19 protein-coding genes, 1 tRNA gene and 1 pseudogene are annotated in these 22,535 nt (G+C 70.2%); 7 read left to right on the top strand and 14 right to left on the bottom strand.

Annotation, left to right across the window (positions count from 1 at the left end; all coding sequences use genetic code 11):
• Positions 1-19: 19 nt before the first annotated feature.
• Positions 20-1,295, bottom strand: a pseudogene (gene tyrS, locus ACWPN7_RS07755) (tyrosine--tRNA ligase).
• 334 nt (positions 1,296-1,629) lie between these two features.
• On the opposite strand from tyrS, the gene ACWPN7_RS07750 reads away from it, so the two are divergent.
• Positions 1,630-2,646 (top strand): 4-(cytidine 5'-diphospho)-2-C-methyl-D-erythritol kinase, encoded by a 1,017-nt coding sequence (locus ACWPN7_RS07750; protein ID WP_492273229.1) that lies wholly within the window; start codon positions 1,630-1,632, stop codon positions 2,644-2,646.
• Positions 2,647-2,659: 13 nt separating this feature from the next.
• Here the strand turns inward: ACWPN7_RS07750 and ACWPN7_RS07745 are convergent, their stop codons facing one another.
• Positions 2,660-3,202, bottom strand: coding sequence for a glycine zipper 2TM domain-containing protein (locus ACWPN7_RS07745; protein WP_459197144.1), 543 nt, complete (start codon positions 3,200-3,202; stop codon positions 2,660-2,662).
• A 136-nt stretch (positions 3,203-3,338) separates the two neighbouring features.
• On the bottom strand, positions 3,339-4,202 hold the full coding sequence (locus tag ACWPN7_RS07740; RefSeq protein ID WP_247875013.1) for a LysR substrate-binding domain-containing protein: 864 nt from the start codon (positions 4,200-4,202) through the stop codon (positions 3,339-3,341).
• 116 nt (positions 4,203-4,318) lie between these two features.
• Here ACWPN7_RS07740 and ACWPN7_RS07735 point away from each other — a divergent pair, with 116 nt between their 5' ends.
• Both ACWPN7_RS07735 and ACWPN7_RS07730 read left to right on the top strand, forming a co-directional pair.
• The gene (locus ACWPN7_RS07735) at positions 4,319-5,218 is read left to right on the top strand and encodes a DMT family transporter (RefSeq protein ID WP_349620535.1); all 900 of its coding nucleotides are present in this window, start codon (positions 4,319-4,321) and stop codon (positions 5,216-5,218) included.
• Between the two features lie 184 nt (positions 5,219-5,402).
• Complete coding sequence (locus tag ACWPN7_RS07730; RefSeq protein ID WP_247881687.1) at positions 5,403-7,043, top strand: Na/Pi cotransporter family protein; 1,641 nt, start codon at positions 5,403-5,405, stop codon at positions 7,041-7,043.
• Positions 7,044-7,062: 19 nt separating this feature from the next.
• On the opposite strand, the gene ACWPN7_RS07725 is transcribed toward ACWPN7_RS07730, so the two are convergent.
• From ACWPN7_RS07725 to ACWPN7_RS07690, 8 genes are all read right to left on the bottom strand, one after another.
• Entirely contained in the window at positions 7,063-7,995 is a 933-nt protein-coding gene (locus tag ACWPN7_RS07725; RefSeq protein ID WP_349620536.1) for an NAD-dependent epimerase/dehydratase family protein, read from the bottom strand.
• Positions 7,996-8,378: 383 nt separating this feature from the next.
• Positions 8,379-8,774, bottom strand: coding sequence for a response regulator (locus tag ACWPN7_RS07720; protein ID WP_247887720.1), 396 nt, complete (start codon positions 8,772-8,774; stop codon positions 8,379-8,381).
• A complete protein-coding gene (locus ACWPN7_RS07715; RefSeq protein WP_451993142.1) occupies positions 8,752-10,794 on the bottom strand; it encodes an MASE3 domain-containing protein in 2,043 nt (680 codons plus the stop codon). The genes ACWPN7_RS07720 and ACWPN7_RS07715 overlap by 23 nt, the downstream gene beginning before the upstream one ends.
• A 218-nt stretch (positions 10,795-11,012) precedes the next feature.
• Positions 11,013-11,399, bottom strand: coding sequence for a ribbon-helix-helix domain-containing protein (locus ACWPN7_RS07710; protein ID WP_051658369.1), 387 nt, complete (start codon positions 11,397-11,399; stop codon positions 11,013-11,015).
• A gap of 105 nt (positions 11,400-11,504) precedes the next feature.
• Positions 11,505-12,215, bottom strand: coding sequence for a Crp/Fnr family transcriptional regulator (locus tag ACWPN7_RS07705; protein WP_492273228.1), 711 nt, complete (start codon positions 12,213-12,215; stop codon positions 11,505-11,507).
• 56 nt (positions 12,216-12,271) lie between these two features.
• Positions 12,272-13,054, bottom strand: a complete 783-nt coding sequence (locus ACWPN7_RS07700; protein ID WP_103041400.1) for a TfuA-like protein — start codon at positions 13,052-13,054, stop codon at positions 12,272-12,274.
• 40 nt (positions 13,055-13,094) lie between these two features.
• Complete coding sequence (locus ACWPN7_RS07695) at positions 13,095-14,357, bottom strand: YcaO-like family protein (protein ID WP_456512007.1); 1,263 nt, start codon at positions 14,355-14,357, stop codon at positions 13,095-13,097.
• 178 nt (positions 14,358-14,535) lie between these two features.
• Entirely contained in the window at positions 14,536-14,730 is a 195-nt protein-coding gene (locus tag ACWPN7_RS07690) for a hypothetical protein (protein WP_040135081.1), read from the bottom strand.
• Positions 14,731-14,990: 260 nt separating this feature from the next.
• On the opposite strand from ACWPN7_RS07690, the gene ACWPN7_RS07685 reads away from it, so the two are divergent.
• On the top strand, positions 14,991-15,299 hold the full coding sequence (locus tag ACWPN7_RS07685) for a ribbon-helix-helix domain-containing protein (RefSeq protein WP_051658367.1): 309 nt from the start codon (positions 14,991-14,993) through the stop codon (positions 15,297-15,299).
• Between the two features lie 39 nt (positions 15,300-15,338).
• Here the strand turns inward: ACWPN7_RS07685 and ACWPN7_RS07680 are convergent, their stop codons facing one another.
• The gene (locus ACWPN7_RS07680) at positions 15,339-18,413 is read right to left on the bottom strand and encodes an ATP-binding protein (protein WP_198129212.1); all 3,075 of its coding nucleotides are present in this window, start codon (positions 18,411-18,413) and stop codon (positions 15,339-15,341) included.
• Between the two features lie 351 nt (positions 18,414-18,764).
• Between ACWPN7_RS07680 and ACWPN7_RS07675 the strand changes: the two genes are divergently transcribed.
• Positions 18,765-18,839: transfer RNA gene (locus ACWPN7_RS07675), tRNA-Gly, on the top strand.
• A 135-nt stretch (positions 18,840-18,974) separates the two neighbouring features.
• On the opposite strand, the gene ACWPN7_RS07670 is transcribed toward ACWPN7_RS07675, so the two are convergent.
• Both ACWPN7_RS07670 and ACWPN7_RS07665 read right to left on the bottom strand, forming a co-directional pair.
• Entirely contained in the window at positions 18,975-19,982 is a 1,008-nt protein-coding gene (locus ACWPN7_RS07670) for an inorganic phosphate transporter (RefSeq protein ID WP_200774765.1), read from the bottom strand.
• A 4-nt stretch (positions 19,983-19,986) separates the two neighbouring features.
• Positions 19,987-20,640: a DUF47 domain-containing protein gene (locus tag ACWPN7_RS07665; protein ID WP_014197657.1), complete on the bottom strand. Its 654-nt coding sequence runs from the start codon at positions 20,638-20,640 to the stop codon at positions 19,987-19,989.
• Between the two features lie 254 nt (positions 20,641-20,894).
• On the opposite strand from ACWPN7_RS07665, the gene ACWPN7_RS07660 reads away from it, so the two are divergent.
• Together ACWPN7_RS07660 and rraA are read left to right on the top strand one after the other, a co-directional pair.
• The gene (locus tag ACWPN7_RS07660; protein ID WP_349620538.1) at positions 20,895-21,935 is read left to right on the top strand and encodes an NUDIX hydrolase; all 1,041 of its coding nucleotides are present in this window, start codon (positions 20,895-20,897) and stop codon (positions 21,933-21,935) included.
• A gap of 58 nt (positions 21,936-21,993) precedes the next feature.
• Entirely contained in the window at positions 21,994-22,491 is a 498-nt protein-coding gene (gene rraA / locus ACWPN7_RS07655; RefSeq protein ID WP_137105509.1) for a ribonuclease E activity regulator RraA, read from the top strand.
• Positions 22,492-22,535: the final 44 nt, after the last annotated feature.

Below are 22,535 nucleotides of genomic sequence, written 5' to 3'. Positions count from 1 at the left end.
CGCCCGGCTTCGGCTCTGCTCACCGAACCCGGACCAGCGCGTGGCGCTTGCGGCCGGCGGACAGGCGGATGAGGCCCTCGCCGTCGAGGTCCGCCGTGGTCAGCAGCGCCGCCTCCTCGGTGACGGGGGTGCCGTTCACCCGCGCCCCGCCGTCGCGGATCAGCCGCCGTGCCGCCCCCTTCGAACTCGGCGAGCCCGGCGGCGGCCAGCAGATCGGCCAGCCGGACGCCGGCGGTGAGGTCGGCGCGGGCGGCCTCCACCGTCGGCAGGCCGCCGCCGGCCCCGGCCTCTTCGAAGACCCGGCGGGCGGTTTCCCCCGCCTCGGCCGCCGCCGCCACGCCGTGGCAGAGGGCTGTCGCCTCATGGGCGAGGATTTTCTTGGCTTCGTTGATCTCCGATCCCTGGAGCGCTTCCAGCCGGGCGATCTCGTCCAGCGGCAGTTCGGTGAACAGGCGCAGGAAGCGGCCGACGTCGGCGTCCTCCGTGTTGCGCCAGAACTGCCAGAAGTCGTGCGGGCTGCGCCGGTCGGCGTTCAGCCACACCGCCCCCGCCGCCGTCTTGCCCATCTTGGCGCCCGACGCGGTGGTCAGCAGCGGCGTGGTCAGGCCGAACAGCTCCGTCCCGTCGACGCGGCGGGCCAGCTCGATCCCGTTGACGATGTTGCCCCACTGGTCCGACCCGCCCATCTGCAGCCGGCAGCCGTGGCGGCGCGACAGCTCCAGGAAGTCGAAGGCCTGGAGGATCATGTAGTTGAACTCCAGGAAGGTCAGCGGCTGCTCGCGGTCGAGCCGCAGCTTGACGGAATCGAAGCTCAGCATCCGGTTGACGGTGAAATGGCGCCCGATGTCGCGCAGCATCGGGATGTAGCGCAACTCGTCCAGCCAGTCGGCGTTGTCGACCATCACCGCGCCGTTCGGCTCTTCGTCGCCGAAGGACAGGTACTGGGCGAAGGCCCGGCCGATGCCGGCCATGTTGGCGGCGATCTGCGCGTCGTCCAGCATGGGGCGGCTGGTGTCGCGGAAGCTGGGGTCGCCGATGCGCGTGGTGCCGCCGCCGATCAGCACGACGGGCCGGTTGCCGGTCTTCTGGAACCAGCGCAGCACCATGATCGAGACGAGATGCCCGACATGCAGGCTGTCCGCCGTGGCGTCGAAGCCGATGTAGGCGCCGACCGGCCCCTGGCGCAGCAAGGCGTCGAGGCCCGACAGGTCGCTGCCCTGATGCAGGAAGCCGCGCTCGTCGAGCACGCGCAGGAAGTCGGACTGGAAGGGGCTGGAAGCGGCGGGGGTCGCCATGGTGCTGATCTCCGGAAGGGAAGGGCCGCGTCCCGGAGATCATCTGTCGAAGCACATGCCGCCGGTCAGCGGCGGCATGGTTCATATGGTCAAGACCGAACGCGCCGCCCTATGGGAGCAGCGGATAATAGCGGCTGAAATGGTGCGTGCGCGTCGTCATGGCCGGAAAGCTAGGCGCGCCGGAGCGGGGCGTCAAGGGTGGAAGACGCGCCCGGCCCACCCCGTTTGTCCGGTGACCGGGCACCAGGGCTCTGGCGCTCACCGCGGCCATGCCGCATAAAGCCCGTCTTCCCCCTGTCGGGAGGAAGGGCTTTTCGTTTGCGGGGACCCGACCATGAGCGCCATCGCCGAAGCCGCGCCGGCCAAGCTGAACCTCTATCTGCATGTGGTGGGCCGCCGGGACGACGGCTATCACGAGCTGGACAGCCTCGTCGCCTTCGCCGAGGTGGCGGACCGGGTGACGGTGCAGCCGGGCGTGGCGCGGATCGCGCTGCGCGGGGTCGACTTGCCGCTGGTCGGGACGCGACTGGCCATCTCCGGCCCCTTCGGCCCGGCGCTGATGGGCGAGAGCCCGGCGCAGAACCTCGTCATCCGCGCCGCTTACGCGCTGGCCGCCCGGCTGGGGCGCGAGGCCGACGCGATGATCGCGCTCGAAAAGGTCCTGCCCATCGCCTCCGGAATCGGTGGCGGTTCGGCGGATGCCGCCGCGACGCTGCGTGCCCTGGCCCGGCTGTGGGGCGTGCCGGTGACCGACCAGCGCCTCTATGAGGTCGCGGCGTCGCTGGGCGCCGACGTGCCGGTCTGCGTCGCCGGGCGGAGCTGCTATTTCGGCGGCGTGGGGGAGGTGCTGGAGGAGGCGCCGGCCCTGCCGGAGACCTTCGCGGTGCTGGTCAACCCCGGCGTGCCGGTGCCGACTCCCGCGGTGTTCAAGGCGCGCCGGGGAGCCTTCTCCGCTCCGGCCCGCTTCACCGGGGCGCCGGCCGACGCCGCGGCGCTGGCCGCGCTGCTGAGGGAACGGCGCAACGACCTGACCGACCCGGCGCTGACCGTCGCTCCGGTGATCGCCGCGGTGCTGGCGGCGCTGGACGATACGGACGGCTGCCTGCTCGCCCGCCTGTCGGGCAGCGGCGCGACCTGCTTCGGCCTCTACGCCGATGCGGAGCACGCCGCCGCCGCGGCCCGCTCGATCCAGGCCGCACAGCCGCGCTGGTGGACGAAGGCCGCGCGGCTGCTGCCGACCCCGGCGGACGCGCCGCCGCTGCCCACGGGATTGGTGGCCCCAGCCGCGGTCACCACGGCCCCGGCGCCGCCGGTCCCCTTCCCGGACACCGGCGGCTGGGGAGTCGGCTGACTTCTTTCGGGGCTTAGCAGCCGCCGCCGCGCGTCATCGCGCCGCCCAGCATGGCGCCGCCCAGCGTGCCGGCGGCGGTGGCCGCCAGCTTGCCGTCGCCGCGCCCGAACTGCGAGCCGACCAGCCCGCCGACGGCCGCCCCGCCGAGCACGCCGATCAGGTCGCCGTCGAGCGGCCCGCACTCCACCACCTGCGGCGCGGCGCGGACCACGCGCGGGCGCTGCTGGACGATCACCGGCGGCGGCTCCTCGATGTAGACGGGGGCCGGGGCGTAATGCACGACCGGCGGCTCCTCATAGACCACCACCGGCGGGGGGCGGCGCACGATCACCGCGCGGCCGTCGCCATAGCCGCCGTCGATGTAGCCGTGCTCGTAATAGCGGCCCCGCTCGTGGCGCTCGCGCTCGTGATGGCGCTCCTGCTTGGCGCGCCAGCCGTGGGCCGGCGCCCAATCGGGCGGGTCGGCGAGGACCGGGGACGCTCCAGCGCCCAAGGCCGCCACACCGGCAAGCAGCGCGATGGCGATGGATTTGGGGGTGAAGCGGATGTGCGTCATGATGACTCCAGGGTACGTCTCACCCGAATGAACATCCGGGGGCGGAGTCTTCATCCATCCGACGACCGTGGGGGGCGTGACCTTTTTGGGGTGCGCGAAAGGGCTAACCCGTCCTTGCCCCGCCCCGCCGTGCTCCTCACGCCCACACCGGTTCGGGAAGGCTCTCCGTCAGCAGCGCGGTGACCATCTCCACCCCCGCGCCGCGCGTCGCACTTCCGGTCAGCAGCGCCAGTTCCGTCTCCGGCAGCGCCGGCAAGCCGTCCGCCACGCCGAGGAAGCGCGCGCCGGGCGGCAGGGCGCTGTGGGGGAGCACGCTGACCCCCAGCCCGCCGGACACCGCGGCGCGCACCCCGGCGTGGTTGGGGCTGGAATAGGCCACCCGCCACCGCCGCCCGGCGCGCTCCAGCTCATGCACCGCGCGGTTGCGGTAGACGCAGCCCTGCGGGAACAGCACCAGCGGCAGCGGGTCCTCACGGTGCAGGTCCTCCGCCGCCGGGCCGATCCAGCAGAGCGGCTCCCGCCACGCGCGCAGCGCGCCGGGGCGGCCGGGTTCCTGCTTGATCAGGGCGATGTCGAGGTCGCCGCACTCCACGTCGGCGCGCAGGCGCACCGACAGGTCGCAGCGCACGTCCAGCCGCAGCCGCCGGTTCGCCCGCGCGAAGTCGGCGAGCAGGCGGGGCAGCCGCTCCACCGCGTAATCCTCCGGCACGCCCAGCCGCACCACCTCCGCCGCCGGGCGCCCGGACAGCACGGCGTTCGCCTCGTCGTTCAGCGCCAGCAGCCGGCGGGCGTAGCCGAGCAGCCGCTCGCCGTCGTCGGTCAGTGCGACGGCGCGGCTGTTGCGGTCGAGAAGCGGCAGGCCAACCTGCTCCTCCAGCCGGCGGATCTGCTGGCTGACCGTCGATTGCGTCTTGTGCACCCGCTCGCCGGCCCGCGTGAAGCCGCCGGCGTCCACCACCGAAACGAAGGTGCGCAACAGGCCCAGATCCATCTCGCGCATCGGACCAACCATTCAGGTTTCGAATGCAATGGATGATATCATCCAATTTCCAAATGGAAAGACCTCGCGCCATCCTCTCTCCAATGCACAACCTTCCCCATGGGAGAGGACCGGCCATGACTCATGCCGCCACGCACCCCTTACCCTTGGCTGATCCGCGGGCAGCGCCGCTTGCCCTGGTCGTGCCCTTCTGCCTCGCCTGGAGTTCGGCCTTCGCCGCGGGGAAGATCGGGCTGGCCGACTGCCCACCGCTGCTGTTGCTGGCCTTCCGCTTTTTGATGGCCGGGACGCTGCTCGTCGCGGTCGCGGCGTGGCGGGGCGAGTATCGGGGGATGGCCGGGCGGACGCTCGGCCTGCTGGCGCTGCTCGGCCTGCTCAACCACGCGCTCTATCTGGGGCTGAGTTACAGCGGCATGACCCACGTGTCCTCCGGCCTGACGGCGCTGATCGTCAGCGCGAACCCGGTGCTGACCGCAGCGCTGGCCGCCCTGGTGCTGGGCGAGGCGATGAACCGGCGCAAGGCGGTGGGGCTGGCGCTGGGGGTGGCCGGGGTGGCGCTGGTTGTCCGCGGGCGGCTGGGCAGCGGGACGGACGCGCCGCTGGGCATCGCGCTGGCGGTCGGCGCGCTGGTGGCGCTGTCGGCGGGGACGCTGCTGTTCAAGCGGCTGGCGCCGCGGACCGGGCTGCTCGCCGGGACCGGGGTCCAGGTGCTGGCGGCGGGCTTGGCGCTGCTGCCCCTCGGGCTGCTGCTGGAGGACGCCGGGTCGATCCGGCTGACCGCCGGTTTTGCCGGATCGCTGGTCTATCAGGCCTTGGTGGTGTCGATCGGCGGCTACCTGCTGTGGTTCCGCCTGCTGCAGCGGACGAGCGCCACGGAGGCCAGCGCCTATCACTTCCTGATGCCGCCGCTCGGCATGCTGTTCGGCTGGGCGTTGCTGGGCGAAACGGTGCAGCCCTGGGACCTGCTGGGCATCCTGCCGGTGGCGCTGGGCATCCGGCTGGTGACGCGGGGGTAAAAGCCGTATCCTGGCAAAAAGGGATACGCCTTTCGCGGGGGATCAGGTTGCGCCCTGCGATTGTTACGTTTTCATGACGCCCCACTCTCCATCGTCCTGTTGTTGAGGCCCACACGCCGGGAGGCCCGCCATCACGACCGCCGCCGTCTCGCCCACCCTGGTCCTGATCGACATCCTCGGCGCCGTGGCGCTGCTGCTGTGGGCGCTGCGGCTGGTGCGGACGGGTGTCTTCCGGTGGGGTGGCGCGGCGGTTCGCCGCTGGGTCGGCTACGGCACGCGCAACCGTCTGGCCGCTTTCCTGGCCGGGGTCGCCGCCACCATCGCGGTGCAGAGCAGCACGGCCACCGCCCTGATGACCGCCTCGATGGCCGGGCAGGGCTTCATGACCACCCCCATGGCGCTGGCGGTGATGCTGGGCGCCGACGTCGGGACCAGCCTCGTCGCCCGGCTGCTCGCCATCGATCTCCACTGGCTGTCGCCCAGCCTGCTGCTGCTCGGCGGGGCGCTGCACGCGCTGGGCGGCGAGCATCGCGGGCGGCGGGCGCTGGCCCGCATCCTGGTCGGCATCGGGCTGATGCTGCTCGCCCTGAAGCTGCTGGGCGCGGCCACCCTGCCGGTCCGGGAGTCGGCACTGGTCCAGGCGATGCTGGAGGCGTTGGGCGGCGAGCCGTTCTTCGCCCTGATCGTCGCGGCGGCACTGACCGCGGCGGTGCATTCCAGCCTCGCCACGGTGATGCTGGCGGGGTCGCTGGCCGGGGCGGGGGTGATCGGGACCGAGACGGCGGTGGCGTTGGTGCTGGGCGCCAATCTCGGCGGCGCCATCCCGGCGGTGCTGGCGACGTCGGCCGACGGAGCGATGGCGCGGCGGGTGCCGCTGGGCAATCTGCTGGTCCGGGTGACCGGGTCGCTGCTGGCCCTGCCGCTGGTGCCGGTGGCGTCGTCGTTCCTGGCCGGCATGGCCCCGCTGACGGCGGTGGTCAGCGCGCATGTCGCCTTCAACGCGGCGCTGGCCCTGCTTTTCCTGCCGCTGGTGACTCCGCTCGCCCGGCTGACCGAAGGGCTGCTGCCCCAGCCGGAGGACGCGGGGGAGGATGCGGCGACGCCCCGGCATCTCGATGAATCGGCTCTGGAGACGCCCTCCGTCGCCATCGCCGGTGCGGTGCGCGAAACCCTGCGGCTGGGCGATCTTGTGGAGGACATGCTGCGCCGCAGCCTGACCGCCCTGCGCCAGAATGACGAGCGTCCGATCGCCGAGGTCAGCCGCGCCGACGACCGGGTGGACCGGCTGCACACCGCCCTCAAGCTCTACCTCGCCAAACTCGGCCGCCGCCACCTCGACGCCGAGGAGACCCGGCGGGTCGATGACCTGATGGCCTTCGCCATCAACCTGGAGCACATTGGCGACATCATCGACAAGAGCCTGATGGAACTCGCCGCCAAGCGCATCCGCCACCACCTGCATTTCGCGCCGGAGGATTTTCGGGAGGTGGAGGAACTGCACCGCCGCACGGTGGAGAACCTGCGCACGGCGCTGGGCATTCTGATCGGCGAGGACCGGCGGCTGGCCCGCCAGCTCATCGCCGGCAAGGACGCGGTGCGGGCGCTGGAGCGCACCGCCACCGCCCGCCATCTCGACCGCGTGCGCCGCGGCGACGCCGCCAGCATCGAGACCAGCGCCCTGGTGCTCGACATCCTGCGCGACCTGAAGCGGATCAACGCCCACGTTGCCGCGGTCGCCCTGCCGATCCTCGATCAGGTGGGGGAACTCAGCGAAAGCCGCCTGAAGGTCGTCGGGCTGCCCCGGTTGGAAAGCCGCGACGTGTAGGGGAGGGACCCCCGCGGGTTTACCGCGGCATCTCCCCGGTCAGGGTCGCGCTCAGCCCCTGCAGCAGGCCGAACCGGCAGCCTTCGCCGAAGGTGGCGCGCAGCCGGGCCGGGTCGCCGATGGAGACGCGGATGTCGCCCGCCCGCGCCGGCTGGTGCAGGCGGCGGACCCGGCTGGCGCACAGCTCCTGCAACACCTCCAGCAGCATCAGCAGCGAGGTCGGGCGGCCGGTGCACAGGTTGAAGACCTCCGCCCCATTGGATTGGCGCTCCATCGCTTTTACGAGGAAGCGCACGACGTCGCCGACGAACACGAAGTCGCGGACCTGCTCGCCGTCGCCGAAGATCGTCACGTCCTCGCCCTGCGCCACGCGGCGGGCGAAGATCGAGATCACCCCGGAATAGGGCGAGGACGGGTCCTGCCGCGGCCCGTAGACGTTGAAGAAGCGGAAGCCCGTCGTCGGCACCCCATGGATGGCCCAGGCGACGTTGGCGTGCAGCTCGCAGCCCAGCTTGTCCACACCGTAGGCAGACAGCGGGCGCGTCGCGGCGTCCTCGCGCAGCGGGGTGGCGGTGTTGTCGCCGTAGACCGCGGCGGAGGAGGCGTAGATCACCGGCACCGGGTTGCCGTTGCGGGCGCTGCGCGCCGCCTCGAAGACGGTGACGGTGCCCGACAGGTTGGTGCGGTGGGTTTCCGCCCACAATTCGCGCGAGCGTTGGACGGAGGCGACGGCGGCCAGATGGAACACGCCGTCCACCCCCTGCATCGCCTGATGGACCGCGTCCGGATCGGCGACATCGCCGACCACCAGCTTCGCCAGAAGCGGTTTGTTCTCCAGCCGGCCGGTGCTCATGTCGTCCAGGATGGTGACCCGGTGCCCGTCGCCGATCAGCCGGTCGGCCAGATGCGATCCGATGAATCCGCAGCCGCCGGTCACGAGAAAATGGGCCATCCGCCGTCCTTTCCACCATCGCAAAGCATGATGTCATAGTGGCGAGGGGAGGCGGGACGGACCAGACCATCTTAGGGGTAGGGGACGGTGCATGGGGTGCGCCGATGCTGGCCGTTCGGGGAGGCGGATCCCGAATCGGTGCCGTTTCAGGGGTGTCTCGCGGTACCCTCGCGGCGGGCAGGCGGGACCGAGGGTTCAACAGCCTTATCCACCATCTTATGCACTTTTTTGTGGATAACTTCGGTCAAGGGGAGCGATGGCCGCCATGATGCCTGCCGGACACATTGTGTGCCGAAAGACACAGCGGGACGGTGTCGGCCCGCTGTCTTTTGCCCGCTGTTCTTTGGCCCGCTGCTCGATGGCATGCTGTTGGTTTGCGGCCGTCAGCCGGGCTCGGAGTCCGGTGTCACGGACAGCAGGCGGGCCACCGCCTTGCGCAGCTCCTCATTGAGGAAGGGCTTGTAGAGCACGGCGTCCGCCGCGAACATTTCGGCCATCTTCAAGGCATAGCCCGCGGGCAGGTTCGGCGCCCCGCCCGACATGGCGAGCACCTTTCCGCCGGGGTTGCGGGTGCGCGCGGCCTTGATGACCTCCACCCCGTCGGCTTCGGGCATCAGCACGTCGGTGACGATCAGGTCGAAGACCGCGCCTCCGTCCAGCAGGGCGATGGCGACGCGGCCGTTTTCCGCCTCCATGACCTCATGGCCCGCCTGTTCGATCACTTCGGTCACCGCCAGCCGCACGGCGGCTGAATCCTCAACGACCAGCACCTTCGCCATGAACCAGCATCCCATCTGTCGTTTGGCCCGGTCCGCCGGGTGGGGCGGTGGGCAGGTCGATGATGAAGGACGTCCCGCGTCCGGGGGTGCTCTCGACCCAAACGTCGCCGCCCCCGTTGCGCACAATACCATATACCACCGAAAGCCCAAGCCCCGTCCCCTTCCCGACCGGTTTGGTGGTGAAGAAGGGGTCGAACACGCGCTGGCGCGTCGCCTCGTCCATTCCCGTGCCGGTGTCGGTCACAGTCAGCCGCACATACCGGCCTTCGCCGAGCGGGTGGAGGGGCGTGTCCCGCTCCTTCCGGGTCAGGGACAGGGCGTTGATGGCCAGGGTGCCGCCCTGCGGCATGGCATCGCGGGCGTTCTGGATCAGGTTGAGGAGGACCTGGGTCAGTTCGGTTGCGGTGATCGTCACCGGGGCCAGACCGGGTTCCAGACGCGCACGCGTCTCGATGGACGGCGGCAACGAGGGGGCGGCCAGTTCCAGGGCGGAATGCACGGCTTCCTCAAGGTTGCCCGGCGGCGACTCGGCCACCTCGACGCGGGCGAACTGGAGGACGTCGCGCATGATCGTGCGGGCCTTCACGCCGCTGTCATGGATGGCGTTCAGGTAGGCCTGCAGCTTGCGATCCTCCTCGACGCGGCCGCGCGCCAAATCGGACAGGCTGATGACCGGTTGCAGCAGGTTGTTGATCTCGTGGGCAAGGCCGCCGACGAGGCTGCCGAGCGCCGCCATGGTCTGTTTCTGCCGCGCGGCTTCCGCCGATTGGCGCCGCGCGCTGATGTCGCTGGTCGTGCCGCGGTAGCCGAGAAAGGTGCCGCTGCCGTCATAGCGCGGCGTGCCGCTGACCATCACCCAGCGCGCGGCTCCACCCGGCGAGGCCAGCGGGAAGGAGAGGCGGCGGAAGGGCTCCCGCCGGTGCAGGGCCTCGGTCAGGACGGGGAAATCCTCCTCGGGACGGTTGCGGTCCAGAAGATCGGCGTGGGTGAATCCCAGAAGCTCCGCCCCGCCGCGCCCGGTGGATTCCTGGGCCCGCGGCGACAGGGCGGTGAAGCGCCCACGCTCGTCGGTTTCCCAGAACCAGTCGTTGGAGCATTCCAGAAGCGCGCGCCAACGAGCCTCGCTCTCGCGCAGTTCGGCGGTGCGGGTGGCGATCAGCGTCTCCAGACCGCTCAGATGATCGCGCAGGGCCTCCTCGCTGCGGCGCATCCGGTAGAAGGCGAGGTCGTAGGGGTTGCGCAGGGCGGTGACGATGATCGCCCGGTACAGCAGGTAGAAGGACAGGATCTTGATGAAATGCCCCAGCGCGTTCATCGCCCCATGGGGATCGTCGTAGAGCGTGAAGATCAGTTCCTGCGGGGCCAGCAGGGCGATGCCGGCGAAGGTCAGGCCGAACACCCTGGGCTCGAACTGCCGGCGCTTGCCGCACAGCAGCAGGCAGGCGACGACCGCCGCGGCGCTGAACGTGTATTCGGCCGCGATCTTGAAGGAGGTCAGCCCGATGCCCGGCACGAAGGCGTCGGGCATGATGCCGAAGGTGAAGATCGACAGGAAGGCACAGGCCAACGCGGCGGCCTGGATCAGCAGCACGTCGCCCGCGCGCAGCCGCGTCTCGGTCAGCAGCGGCGCGGCCAGGAAAACCGCCGCCTGAAGGCCGCGGGCGGCGATCCAGAGCTGGGTGGATTGGTTGGCGCTGGCCTCGCCGATGACGTTCATGCCGGGAAAGGCGATGGCGTGGAGCAGGTCCAGCAGCGCGATGCCGGGCATGGACAGGCCGACGAAGGCGAGGAAAGGCGACTGGTTGGTGTCGCGCGTGTTCCAGGCGATCGTGAAGATCGTCATGGAGATGGCGACGGCGAACATCTCCACGCAGAGATGGAACAGCAGGTAGTTGTGACGGACCAGCACGGTCAGAACCGCCATGAGAACCAGCAGGGCGGCCAAGCCCGACAGGAACGAGCGGTCCCGGAGCCAGCGGGCAAACATCGGTCGGATGGCGGACGGCTGGGTCCCGCTCATGAACGGTCGGCTCCGCGGTTGACGGGAAGGGCGGCCCACGGATGGCCGGGTCAGCCGACCGCGCGACGCCGCAGGACCGATCAACACACCAAATCCCGTCGCGGTGCAAGCCGGACGTTGCACCTTGTCAAGCCGACGCGGCAATTCCTCACGGCAGAACGGCGGCCACCGTCCTGTCTTCGCACCATGGTCTGTTGGGTAGAAACACCGCCAGGAAATCAGCCTTCCTTGGCGGGCTGGGCCGGAGGCAGATCGAAGGGCGTGCTGACGAAGGGGTCGCCGCGGCCATGGCCGGCCCGGTCGTGACCTTTCTCGGTCGCCGCCTTGCGGTAATAGCCGACGATGAACACGCGGGCCGCGTTGGCCAGCGACACGGCGTTGCCGCGCGACCTGCGGGACTGCGAATCAAGGCGGTCCTTGAGGTCGCTGCACAGTTCATCCACGGTCAGGTCTTCCCGCTGGCAGATGTCGTCCAGCGCTTCCCAATAGGAAGGCTCCAGCCGAAGCTGCGTCGGGCGCCCAAACAGCTTGACGGTACGCGCCACCAGCGGGATGGCGTTCAGCGGCGATGGCGCGTTGGACGCCTGTGAATCCTGACCCGACATAGCCCTGTATTCCTTGACTGTCAGCCGTGTTTTTTATCGTGCAGTCAATATAGCGTGATTGAAAAAATTTGCGACGATAAAACTCACCGGACGTGCTGAGTGACCTTACGGCACGTCACCCAACTCTCCCGCCATATCCCTAAGCATGTATAGATTGGTGACGACAATAAAACCTTTGTTATAGGTAATCGCTCCGGCATTCCGCAATGCACGCAGGCTTTTGTTCACCATCTCGCGGGTGACACCCAGCATGGACGCCAGGGCTTCCTGGGACACCGGCTGGTTGATGCGCAGTCCGGCGGGCGTCTTCTGCCCATAAGTGTCCGCCAGCAGAAGGATACGCCGGGCCAGCCGGCGTGGCACGTCGTGGAAAACCGCATCCTCGATGTTCTCCGACACCCAGCGCAGCCGTTCGCACAGCACGCCCATCATGCGGATGCACAGCGAGGGGTGGCGCTCCAGGAAGGAGATGAATTCCGGACGGTCGATGCGGAACAGTTCCGCCGGGCGCAGCGCGGTGGCCCCGGCGGTGCGGTCCTTGCCGTCGATCAGCGCGATTTCCCCCAGCACGTCGCCGGGGTTCAGGATGTTGAGCAGCATCGTCTTGCCGTCCTCGGACGAGGTCGAGACGGCGATCTGCCCCTTCATGATCGCGTACAGGCAATCGCCGGGATCGCCCTTGCTGAAAACGGTCTGGTTTTCGTGGAACCGCGACACCCGGCCCAGCGCGACCAGTTCCTGCATCCGGGCGTCGTCGAGAACGCCCAACATTCGGTTGCGCCGCAGGATGCCGGCGACGTCCTTCAGTAAGGCCATGGCGCTCGCGGTCCCGGTTGAGTTCCGTCGGACCGTTGATGGCACCCGGCGGACGATCAGTCCAGCGGATTCCCCGCCGAGGGATGCGGGGCGGGACGATGCGCCCCGTCCCGCAGGGCGCGGTCCCACAGGGCGGTGTGCTCGAAATGGAACCGCGCCTCGGGCGCGGGCGCGCCGCAGGCGGCCCAGCGGCGCATGGTCTGGAGCAGATCCAGAGCGTCCTCCCGCTTCTGGTCGCACCGTCCCTTGGGCAGCCAGTGGCGGAGGTCGGCGAGTTCCTCCTCCGGCAGGCCCTCGGCGGCGGCCACGCGGAGCAGCCGGCCATAGCCGCGCTCGCGATAGGGCAGGGCCTTGGCGATCGCCTCGAGCCGCCGCGCCGTGGCGGCGGGGACGACGCCCTCCTGCGCGGCGTCCGCCAGCGTGCGGCGGATGTTCACCATGGCCTCGGACAGGCTGGGATAGCCGAGTTCCGCCGGGCCGTGGATCACCGCCACCTCGTCGTCGTCCTCCAGCCGCCCGTCGCGGAAGGCGTCGAAGACGGCGCCGACGCCGATCATGCCGAAGGGGTGCAACTCCGCGGCGCGCAGGGCGCCCATGCTGGACGCCCCGAACACCGCCACCCCCTGGTGGATGGCGTGCAGGATTTCCTTGTGCCAGACAGACGGGATGTTCTCGAAGTAACCGTCGACGATGCCGATCGCCCGCGGCTTGCGCTCGCACAGCCGGATGACGTCGCCCTGGGCGACCGGCGGCAGATAGGTGGCGTCCAGAAGCCGGGCCGCGTCGGGGCGGGGCAGGGTGGGGCCGAGGAAGACGTAGAGGCCGTCCGGCGTCTGCATGGGAGTCTCCACCTTTGCTCTCACGATACCAAGTCCGGCCTCAAACGCCGGCCACGGCGCGCGCCCGCGCGCCCATCGCGTAGTCCGGGGAGGAGTCCAGCCCTTCCAGGCCGGGGATGACCAGACGGACCACGGCGATGCCGAATTCCGGCTTGGTCAGGTCCACCGCCACGGCCTCCTCGATGCCGGCGGCGCGCAGCCGGGCGAGCTGGCAGGCCAGATCCTCCTCGACGGTGCGCCCGGCGAGGCTGGGGATGGCGGCGAAGTCACGGCGCCCGGCCCCCTCGGTGATCAGCGCCGTCCAGCGCGCGTGCTGCGCCGGGTCGAGGTGGCGTTCGTATTCGGAGCGGGGCATGTCGTCGCGCGCTCCGGCGATGAAGGTCAGCCGGCTCTGCGCCGCTTCGGTCAGGGCGCGGGACAGGGCGACCTCCCGCGCGGCGTGGCAGCCCATGCCCATGGCCGGACGGATGCTGTGCTGCGGCGCGTCGTCCCGCGTCGCGATGCGGCAGAGGACGGCCGGCAGGCCGATGTCGCTGGTGATGTCCCACAGGCCGACCGCGACTCCCGCGTCGTCGAAGCGGTCGAGCAGCGAGCGGCAGACCGGATCGGCGACGCTGTCCGGGTCGATGCGGGTGGCGGCCTGGGCCTCCGGAGAGGCGAGGCGCCACAGGGTGGCGGCGTCGCGCTCGACCAGTTCGGTCATGGCGTGCGCGGTCGCCTCGGCGAGGCTGTTGCCCGAGGCCAGCCCGTTCGAACCGGCCAGGAAGCAGCCGGACCCCGGCGGCATCGGCAGCGTGAAGTTCAGATGCACCGTCTCGAACGGCACCCACGTCCGCCCGCCGCCCAGCAGATCGTCGCCTTCGATCCACAGCATCGGGGTGTGGGGGGTGAAGGCGCTGGTCGACAGCCGCGGCAGGCGGGCGACATCGACCACCCGGTGGGTCCAGCGCAGCTCGTCGTAGCTGGCGAATTTCAGGGGCAGGGTGATGCGTTCGGCGTGGTAGCTCTCGATCGACTCCATGACGCCCGACGCCTTGGCGGCGGCCAGGGTCACGCCCTTGCCCTGGGCGACGGAGATGGAGCGGGAATTCGGCCGGGTCACCATCACGACCGGTATGCCCACGCTGTCCAGCCCCGTGACGTTCGCCACCCGCGTGATGCCCATGACGGGAAGGAAGGGGGCGACGCGGGCCAGAGTCTGGTCCGGCGTGGCGATCCGGTGGGTTCCGGTGGTGTGGACCTTCAACGGCTGGTCGGACATGGCCGGGTCCCGGGCGAGGCCGCGGACGAAATCGAGGGGCATGGAAGAGGGTCTCCGCCGTAGGATGCCGACCTGGTATGCCCGTGGTTGAGCCGGACGGAAAACCGGCGAAGGACGAGGGAGCGGGCGGGGACCGTGGCAGGCCGGCCAGGGAAAACGCCGGCCGCCACGGCCCGAAGAACAGGCCCGAGCAGCGGGCCCTGCAGGTTCGCCCCGCCGATCAGAGGCCCGGGGTGATCGCGTGGCGGGCGGCCTCGTGGTCGTCGCTGTTGAAGGCGCGGCGGTCGCCGATGCGGGCGGTGGCGGTCAGCGCGGCGGCCTGCTCGGCAACTTCGGTCACACCCTGGGCGGTCACGGCGAAGAGACGGCCGTCGGCACCACGGATGAGGGCGGTCTGGTCGATGATGGCGGTCATGGGAACAGCTCCTGGGCGTGGGTTTCGAGGAACCGCGAATACTGCGGTATGTCGGAACCTTCGCTGGAATGCCCCGTCCGGACTGTGAAGAACTTCACATGCCGGACGCCTCGTGCCCGGGTAAGAATCGCTTACACACGCACACGCGTATGTCAGTCCACGCGCATGTCGGTCCCGGATGTGCAGTCCCGGAAAAATTCCGGAGATCCGGGAAAGAACCGCGAGGCCGAGAACCGGCAAGCCGAGACAGGAGCGTACCGATGAAGTTGGACCGCCGTATTCCCCGCAGCCTCGACGAGATGGCCGACCTCAGCTCGCTCACGGCGCCGCCCGCCGTGGTGACGCGCTCGCTGACGATCGGGGGGCGCCGCGCCAGCCTGCGGCTGGAGGCGACGATCTGGGACGGGCTGAAGGACATCGCCAAGTCCCAGGGCAAATCGCTGGAGGCGCTGTGCGCCGACATCCACGACAGCCGGACGGAGGGCATTCCCTTCGCCACCAGCGTCCGGGTCTATGTGCTGAACCACTTCCGCCGCACCGCAGCGGGCAGCACCACGCTGGTTGCCTGACGCTCCGGAGGAGCGTTCGCCCGGATCACGTCACCCGGATCACGTCACTGGGCCGGACGCGGCGAGGCAGCGGCGGAAGGCCCGGCAGCGGTCGGCGAGCGGCATCATGGACAGCTGGCGGCTCATCGTCTCGGCAGCCGCCAGATGCTCCATGGCCTCGCGATGCTGGCCGACCGCGGTGAAGGCCTGGGCCAGGGCGAAGTGCGACCAGCCCTGCTCGGACAGTTGGCCGGCGTCCGTCGCGATGCCCAGCGCCTTGGCGGCGCAACCGATCGCGGTGTCGTGCTGCGCCGTTTCCAGGGCGAGATCGGACATCCAGTTCAGAATCCGCGGCCGGGGCAGCGAGTGGTTCAGGATATGCGCCTGCTCCAGGCTGGCGTTGAGCAGCCGTGCGCCCTCGGTGGCGCCACCGGTGCGGGCGATGGCGTAGCCCAGCGCGCCCAGTGTGATCGGCTGGAAGATGTGCAGGCGCGTCGCCTCGGTGATCGTCACGGCGTCCTTCAGCAGAGGCAGCGCGTCGGCGAAGCGCTCGCCGATGATGTGGACCAGCGCCAGATGGACCTTCACCGACGACACGGAGAAGGCGTGCCCGACCTCCTCCGCGATGTCGAGCGCGTGGAGCATCACCCGGACGGCCTCGTCGTCGCGCCCCAGCTCGGCGAGGCAGCGGCCCTGGTAGGCGGCGGTGATGGCGACCGCCACCGCGGTCAGGCCGAACCGCGCGCGGGGGGCATGGGCCAGCGCCAGGGTGCGCGCCTCCTCCAGCTTCTCCTGAGCCTCCGGGAAGTGCCCCTTGTCCACCAGCATGCCGCCCAGCCGCATCAGCCCCTGGATGCGCAGCTCCATCGTCCCCTGGTTGCCCAGATGGTCGAGCGCGCTGCGGCTGAGCGCGATGGCACCGTCGAGCACGCCGTAGACCCACTGGAAGGACGCCTTGAGCGAGGTCGCGCGGGCGTAGCGGATGCGGTCGTCGATCTCCAGCGCCATGTCCCGCGCCTCCTCCAGCGGGTCGCCGGCCAGCTGGCGCCCCTGCGGCAGCAGGACGAGGGGAATGCCGACCCACAGGTCGATCCGCCGCTGGGTGTTGCGGCGGGTGTCCGGCAGATGGTCCAGGGCCTTCAGAGCCTGCTCGTAGAAGCGCCCGGCGTCGAAATGCTTGCAGCGCATCTCCGCCCGGCGCCCGGCCCGGCGGCCATAGGCGCAGGCGAGCGGCCAATCCTCGGCGTAGAAGGCGTGGTGGGCGATCAGTTCCGCCCGGTTGGGCAGGTTGCGGTCGGACCGCCGCCGCAGGGCGTGCAGGACGCGCCCGTGCAGCGGCTGACGCTCCCGCTTGGTCAGGGTGGCGTAGGCGACCTCCTGAACCAGCGCGTGGCGGAAGGTCAGCTCCAGGTTGGGCAGCAGGCGGGAGCGCGCGAAGAAGCCGCTCTGCTCCAGCCGGGCCAGGGCGGCCGGCAAATCGGCGGCGGGGATGGGCGACACCGCGCGCAGCAGGCCGAGATCGACCGAGGTGCCGATCACCGCCGCGTGCATCAGCACCCGCCGCGGACCGGGTTCCAGCGCGTCGATCCGCGAGGCCAGCAAGCCGTGCACCGTGGCCGGCAGGACCATCCGGGCATCGGTCTTGCCAAGGCTGTAGCGGCCCGGACTGCCGACTATGACCCCGGTGGTCTCCAGGGTGCGCAGCGATTCCTCCAGATAGAGCGGCACGCCCTGGCTTTGCGTGGCGACGCGCGCCTTCAGATCGGCCAGCGACGGGCTGTGACCCAGCCAATGGTCCAGGAACTCGTCGGCCTGCAACGGCTCCAGCGGTTCGAGCGCGATGGTGTGGACCGAATCCGGCGCGGACCAGCCGCCCGGCGTGTCGGGCCGCGAGGTGACCAGGACGAAGACCCGGGCGTCCTCCACCCCCTCGGCCAGGGCGTCGAGCAGGCGGTTGGTCAGCCCGCGCGTCCAGTGCGCGTCCTCGACGAGGATCAGCAGCGGGCGCTCCACGGACAGCTCGCGGATCGCCGCGACCAGCCCCTCGACGCTGAAATCGGCCTTCTGGGCGGGGTCCAGCCCCTGCCACAGCGGATGGACGGAGGGCTGGCCGAGCAGCTCCCGCATCGCCTCGCCGGCCAGCTCGCCGCCGTTGCGCGTGGCGGCGGCGGTCAGGCGCGCCACCGCCACGCCGTCCCCTGCCGCAGCATCCGGTGAAGGGTCATCCGCCGTTCCGCAGACCGCCAGGGCGAGGCAACGGGCTGCCGCCTCCAGGTCGTCGGGGTCGCCCAGGCGGCGGATCGGGAACTGCGGCCAGATGGTGGTAATGAAGGGCTCCGCCTCCGGGCTGCGCATCAGCTCTCCGGTCAGCCGGGACTTGCCGATGCCGGCTTCCCCGACCAGGACGGCGCAGGCGCCGCGGCCCCGCTCGGCCTGCCGCAGCGCGCCGGTCAGCACCGCCAGTTCGGGCCGGCGCCCGACGAACAGGGTGCCTTCGGCCGACAGCAGGTCCATCGCCGTGAGCCGCATCGCCCGCGCCGCCTCCAGCGCGAAGGCGCTCACCGGCTCCGCCGTGGCGGACAGGCGCAGCGTCCCCGCCGGGCGGACGGTCAACCCCTTGGGCACGAGGTCCAGCGTCTCGCGACTCAGCAGCACGCTGTTGGGCTGCGCCCGCTGCTGGAGCTTGGCGGCGACGTGCACGGTTTCGCCCACCGTGCGGTAGTCGGTCCAGACGCCCGTCTCGATGATCTGGGCCACCACCTCGCCGGAGCTGATGCCGATTCGCATCTTGAACTCGTCCGAATCGATGGCCGAGCGGGCGATGTCCTGCGCGGCGAGGCAGGCGCGCAGCGCATGGTCCTCCAGCGCGGAGGGGGCGCCGAACACCGCCATGATGCCATCGCCCAGCACCTGGGCCACCGTGCCGCCATAGCGCCCCACCGCGTCGGTGAGGATCTGGAGGATGGTCAGAAGGGTCTGGTCGGCTTCCTCCGGGTCGCGGCCGGAGACCATGCTGGAGGATTCGACGATGTCGGCGAACAGGATGGTGACGACCTTGCGTTCCGCGCTGTTGCGCAAGGCCGCTCCGCCATCCGGCGAATCGGCGGCGGTGGACCCGGCGTTGGGCGCAGGCATAGGCCGGCACGACGCCTCCCGAGGCGCCGCCGTGGGCATCGATTGCGATTCGCCCAGGTCCATGTCCGTTCCGGCCATCGAAGCCCCCCTGCGGAGCGTCATCGGCATGTTAGAGGAAACAATTTCGAATGCGCAGACATTCAAAACAAGGGAAGGGTAATTTCACTCCGGAAACCTCAGCCTAACATATGATGGTATGTTTCCTCGTGCAATCGGCGAGGGGCGGCCCGTCCTGGCCTGCAGTCCAGCCGTGCCCGCCTTGCCTCGACGCACGGAATGGTGTCGCGTGAAAAAATAGGCTTGCCTTGGCCGTCGCCGGGGCGTATACGGGCGCTCCTCCGCTGGAGCGGCGCGGGCGTAGCTCAGGGGTAGAGCACAACCTTGCCAAGGTTGGGGTCGAGGGTTCGAATCCCTTCGCCCGCTCCATTACACAGCGCGGATGGTACGAAAAAGGGCGGCCTCGGGCCGCCCTTTTCGCGTTTTGCGCCGTGTCTCCAGGGCTTGTGCCGCCGGGGCGGAACCGGTGGCGGGCCTTTCGGCCCGCCGGCCCCGCCGGGTCTGTCACCACAGCGCCAGCGACAGCTCGTAGAAGAGCGCGCCGACGACGGCGGTCGCCGGCAGGGTGATGACCCAGGCCATGACGATGCCCTGCGCCAGCCCCCAGCGTACCGCGCTGGTGCGGCGGGCGGCGCCGACGCCGATGATCGCCCCGGTGATGGTGTGGGTCGTGCTGACCGGCACGCCGAGCCACGTCGCGACGAACAGCGTGATGGCGCCGCCGGTCTCCGCGCAGGAGCCCTGGACCGGCTTCAGGTCGGTCAGCTTGGAGCCCATGGTCTTGACGATGCGCCAGCCGCCGAACAGCGTGCCCAGCCCCATCGCGGCCTGACAGGTGATGACCACCCAGAAGGGCACGTGGAAGGTGTCCCCCAGCATACCCTGCGAATAGAGCAGGACGGCGATGATGCCCATGGTCTTCTGCGCGTCGTTGCCGCCGTGTCCCAGGCTGTAGAGCGCGGCGGAGCCGATCTGGATGTGGCGGAACAGCCGGTCGACCGCGAAAGGCGTGCTGCGCCGGAATATCCAGGACACCGCCACGATCATCACGCTGGCCAGCAGGAAGCCGACCACCGGCGAGACCACGATGGCCGCGGCGGTCTTCGCCAGACCGGACACCACCACGGCGTCCAGCCCGGCCTTCGCCACGCCGGCCCCAACGAGGCCGCCGATCAGCGCGTGGGAGGAACTGGACGGGATGCCCAGCCACCAGGTGAAGACGTTCCAGACGATGGCGCCCATCAGCGCGCCGAAAATGACGTGCGGATCCACCACCCCCGCCCCGACGATGCCGGTGCCGATGGTGGTCGCCACATGCAGCCCGAAGAACAGGAAGGCGATGAAATTGAAGAAGGCGGCCATCGCGACCGCGGTCCGCGGCGACAGCACGCGGGTGGAGACGACCGTTGCGATGGAGTTGGCCGCGTCGTGCAGCCCGTTGAGGAAATCGAAGAGGAGGGCGACGCCGATCAGCCCGATGAGGATGGGCAGGGCGAGGGTAGCGGCTTCCATGGGATCAGACCTGTTCGACGATGATGCCGTCGATGGTGTCGGCCACGTCCTCGCACGCATCGAGCACGCGTTCCAGCAGCTCGATGATCTCGCGTTGAAGGGCGTGACGGTGGGTGATGGGGGAGTCGAGCCCGCCGCTCTCGTCGCGCAGCCGGTGATTGGCCTCGCGCAGGAGCCGGTCGCCTTCGCTCTCGATCCGCGAGACCTCGGCGGTCATCGCGTGGAGTTGCTCGACGTGTTTGGGGATGTCGCGGAGCAGGGGGATCCCCGCGCTCAGCCGGGCGGTGCAGCGCACGATGGCATCGGCCTGGGCGTGCATTTCCGGTGTGTAGTCGGTGAAGCCCGCCTCCACGAGGTGACGCGCGGTCTCCTCGATGAGGTTGAGCACGTCGTCCATCCGCTTGCCGAGTTCCTGGATGTCCGAACGGTCGAAGGGCACGATGAAGGTGCGGTGGACGGCGAGCTGGATCTCCTTCTCGATGGCGTCGGCCTCGCTCTCGACCCGGCGGATGGTCTGGAACCGCTCCTCCAGGTCCTGGCCGCTGGCCATCATCGCCCGCAGCGCCTCGGCGCCCGTGGCGACGGTCCGGGCATGCTCGGCGAACAGGTCGAAAAACCGTTCTTCGCGCGGCATCAGGGCCCGGAACAAATTCAGCATGCGTGGTTCTCCAACTTACGCCGGCCTGCACTGCTGGGGACCCGCACGGACGCGCGCGAGCCTCAGCGTCGCGGCTGGTGTAACATCCCCGGCGCCCGTGGGGAGTCACAAAAGTGTCATGCCGGGCCGGCTTGCGGCGAGATTTCACGGGGGTACCCGGCGGAAAGACCGGTGATTTGCCGCGGCGGGCCGCTTATCCTGCCGCCGACGGATCGGCAACGGGGTGGCGCGTGGCAGGGGAAACACGGATCGGCTTGGAAACACGGATCGGCTCGGAAACACAAATCGGCCTGACGGCGGCCATCGTTTCGGTGGGCGTGTCCCCGGCGAACGGCGCCGAGCCGCGCGTGGTGACCGTGCGCAGCGGCTTCGAGATTCCCGAATCGCACCGCCGCGGCGACGAGCCGCCGCCCCACCGCGACGCCCTGCCGGGCGCCCCCTTCGATCCCGAACGCTTCCGCACGCTTCAGGACGGCCTGCGCGCGGTGGCGGAGGACGCGGCCGGGCTGACCCTGCGCTATGTCGAGCAGCTTTACAGCTTCGGCGACCGCTACCGCGACCCGCACGAGCTGTTCGGCGGCCCGCGGTCGCTGGTGGTCGGCTATCTGGCGCTGCTGCGCGAGGCGCCGCTGTGCATCGACGGTGCGGAGTGGCGCGGCCTGTACGAGTTCTTCCCCTGGGAGGACTGGCGCGATTCGCCGCCGGCGCTGCTCGATTCGGTAATCCGCCCGGCGCTGGCCCGCTGGGTTGCCGCGGCGCCGGACGAGCCCGCCCGCGCCCGCCGCGGCGAGCGCGCCCGCATGGCCTTCGCCCTGGACGGCGGGGAGTGGGACTCCGAACGGGTGCTGGAGCGCTACGAACTGCTCTACGAGGCCGGGCTGGTGGTGGAGGCGTTCCGCGACCACGACCTGGCCCGCCGGGCGGGGGTGGAGGAGCGCACGGTGCGGCTGGAGATGCCCCGCGCGCTGGGCCGCCCGATGGCCCGCGACGGCCGCCGCGTCCTGGCGACGGCGCTGGAACGGCTGCGCGGCAAGCTGAAGTACCGCCCCATCGTGTTCGAGCTGCTGCCCCCGACCTTCACCCTGCACCAGCTTCAGCAGGTGGTGGAGGCGCTGTCCGGCGAGCGGCTGCACAAGCAGAATTTCCGGCGTCTGATGATCTCCGGCGGGCTGGTGGAGCCGACCGGCCAGTATGAGAGCCAGACCGGCGGGCGCCCCGCCGAACTCTACCGCTTCCGCCGCAGCGCCATCCTGGAGCGCACCAGCACGGGGGCCATCGCCGCCCCGGAGGATTGACCATTGCCGATCTGTGGGTATTCTTCCGCCAATACCTAAAGGAGGGGAGCGAAAGCGCATGACCGACTTCGACAGCACCTGCGACCTCTACGACCGGTTCGAGAAGACCGCCCGCGTCGCCGACCCCGTCTTCCGCGATTTCGGCCAGCGTTGCAAATTCAGCGGCGCCGCGGTGACCGTGAAGTGCTTCGAGGACAATTCCCGCGTCAAGGAGGTGCTGGGCACGCCGGGTCGGGGCAAGGTGCTGGTGGTGGACGGCGGCGGCGGCCTGCGCGCCGCCCTGATGGGCGACCTGATCGCCAAGGACGCGGTGAAGAACGGCTGGGAGGGCGTGGTCATTCACGGCTGCGTCCGCGACGCCGCCGTGCTCGCCACGCTGGACCTCGGCATCAAGGCGCTGGCGGCGATCCCGCGCAAGACCGTCCGCAACGGCGAGGGCCAGAAGGATCTGCCGGTGACTCTGGCCGGCATCCGCATCAACCCCGGCGATCTGGTCTTCGCCGACGAGGACGGCGTGCTGGTGCTGACTCCCGAGGAGTTCGGCGCGACCGCGTGACTTGGCGGCTCGGAATCCCTCCCCTACGACGTGGGGGAGGGTTG

Source organism: Azospirillum sp. UENF 312511 (assembly GCF_058780635.1).
The sequence above is the reverse complement of the archived record's forward strand: the minus strand, read 5'-3'. Positions and strand labels throughout refer to the sequence as shown.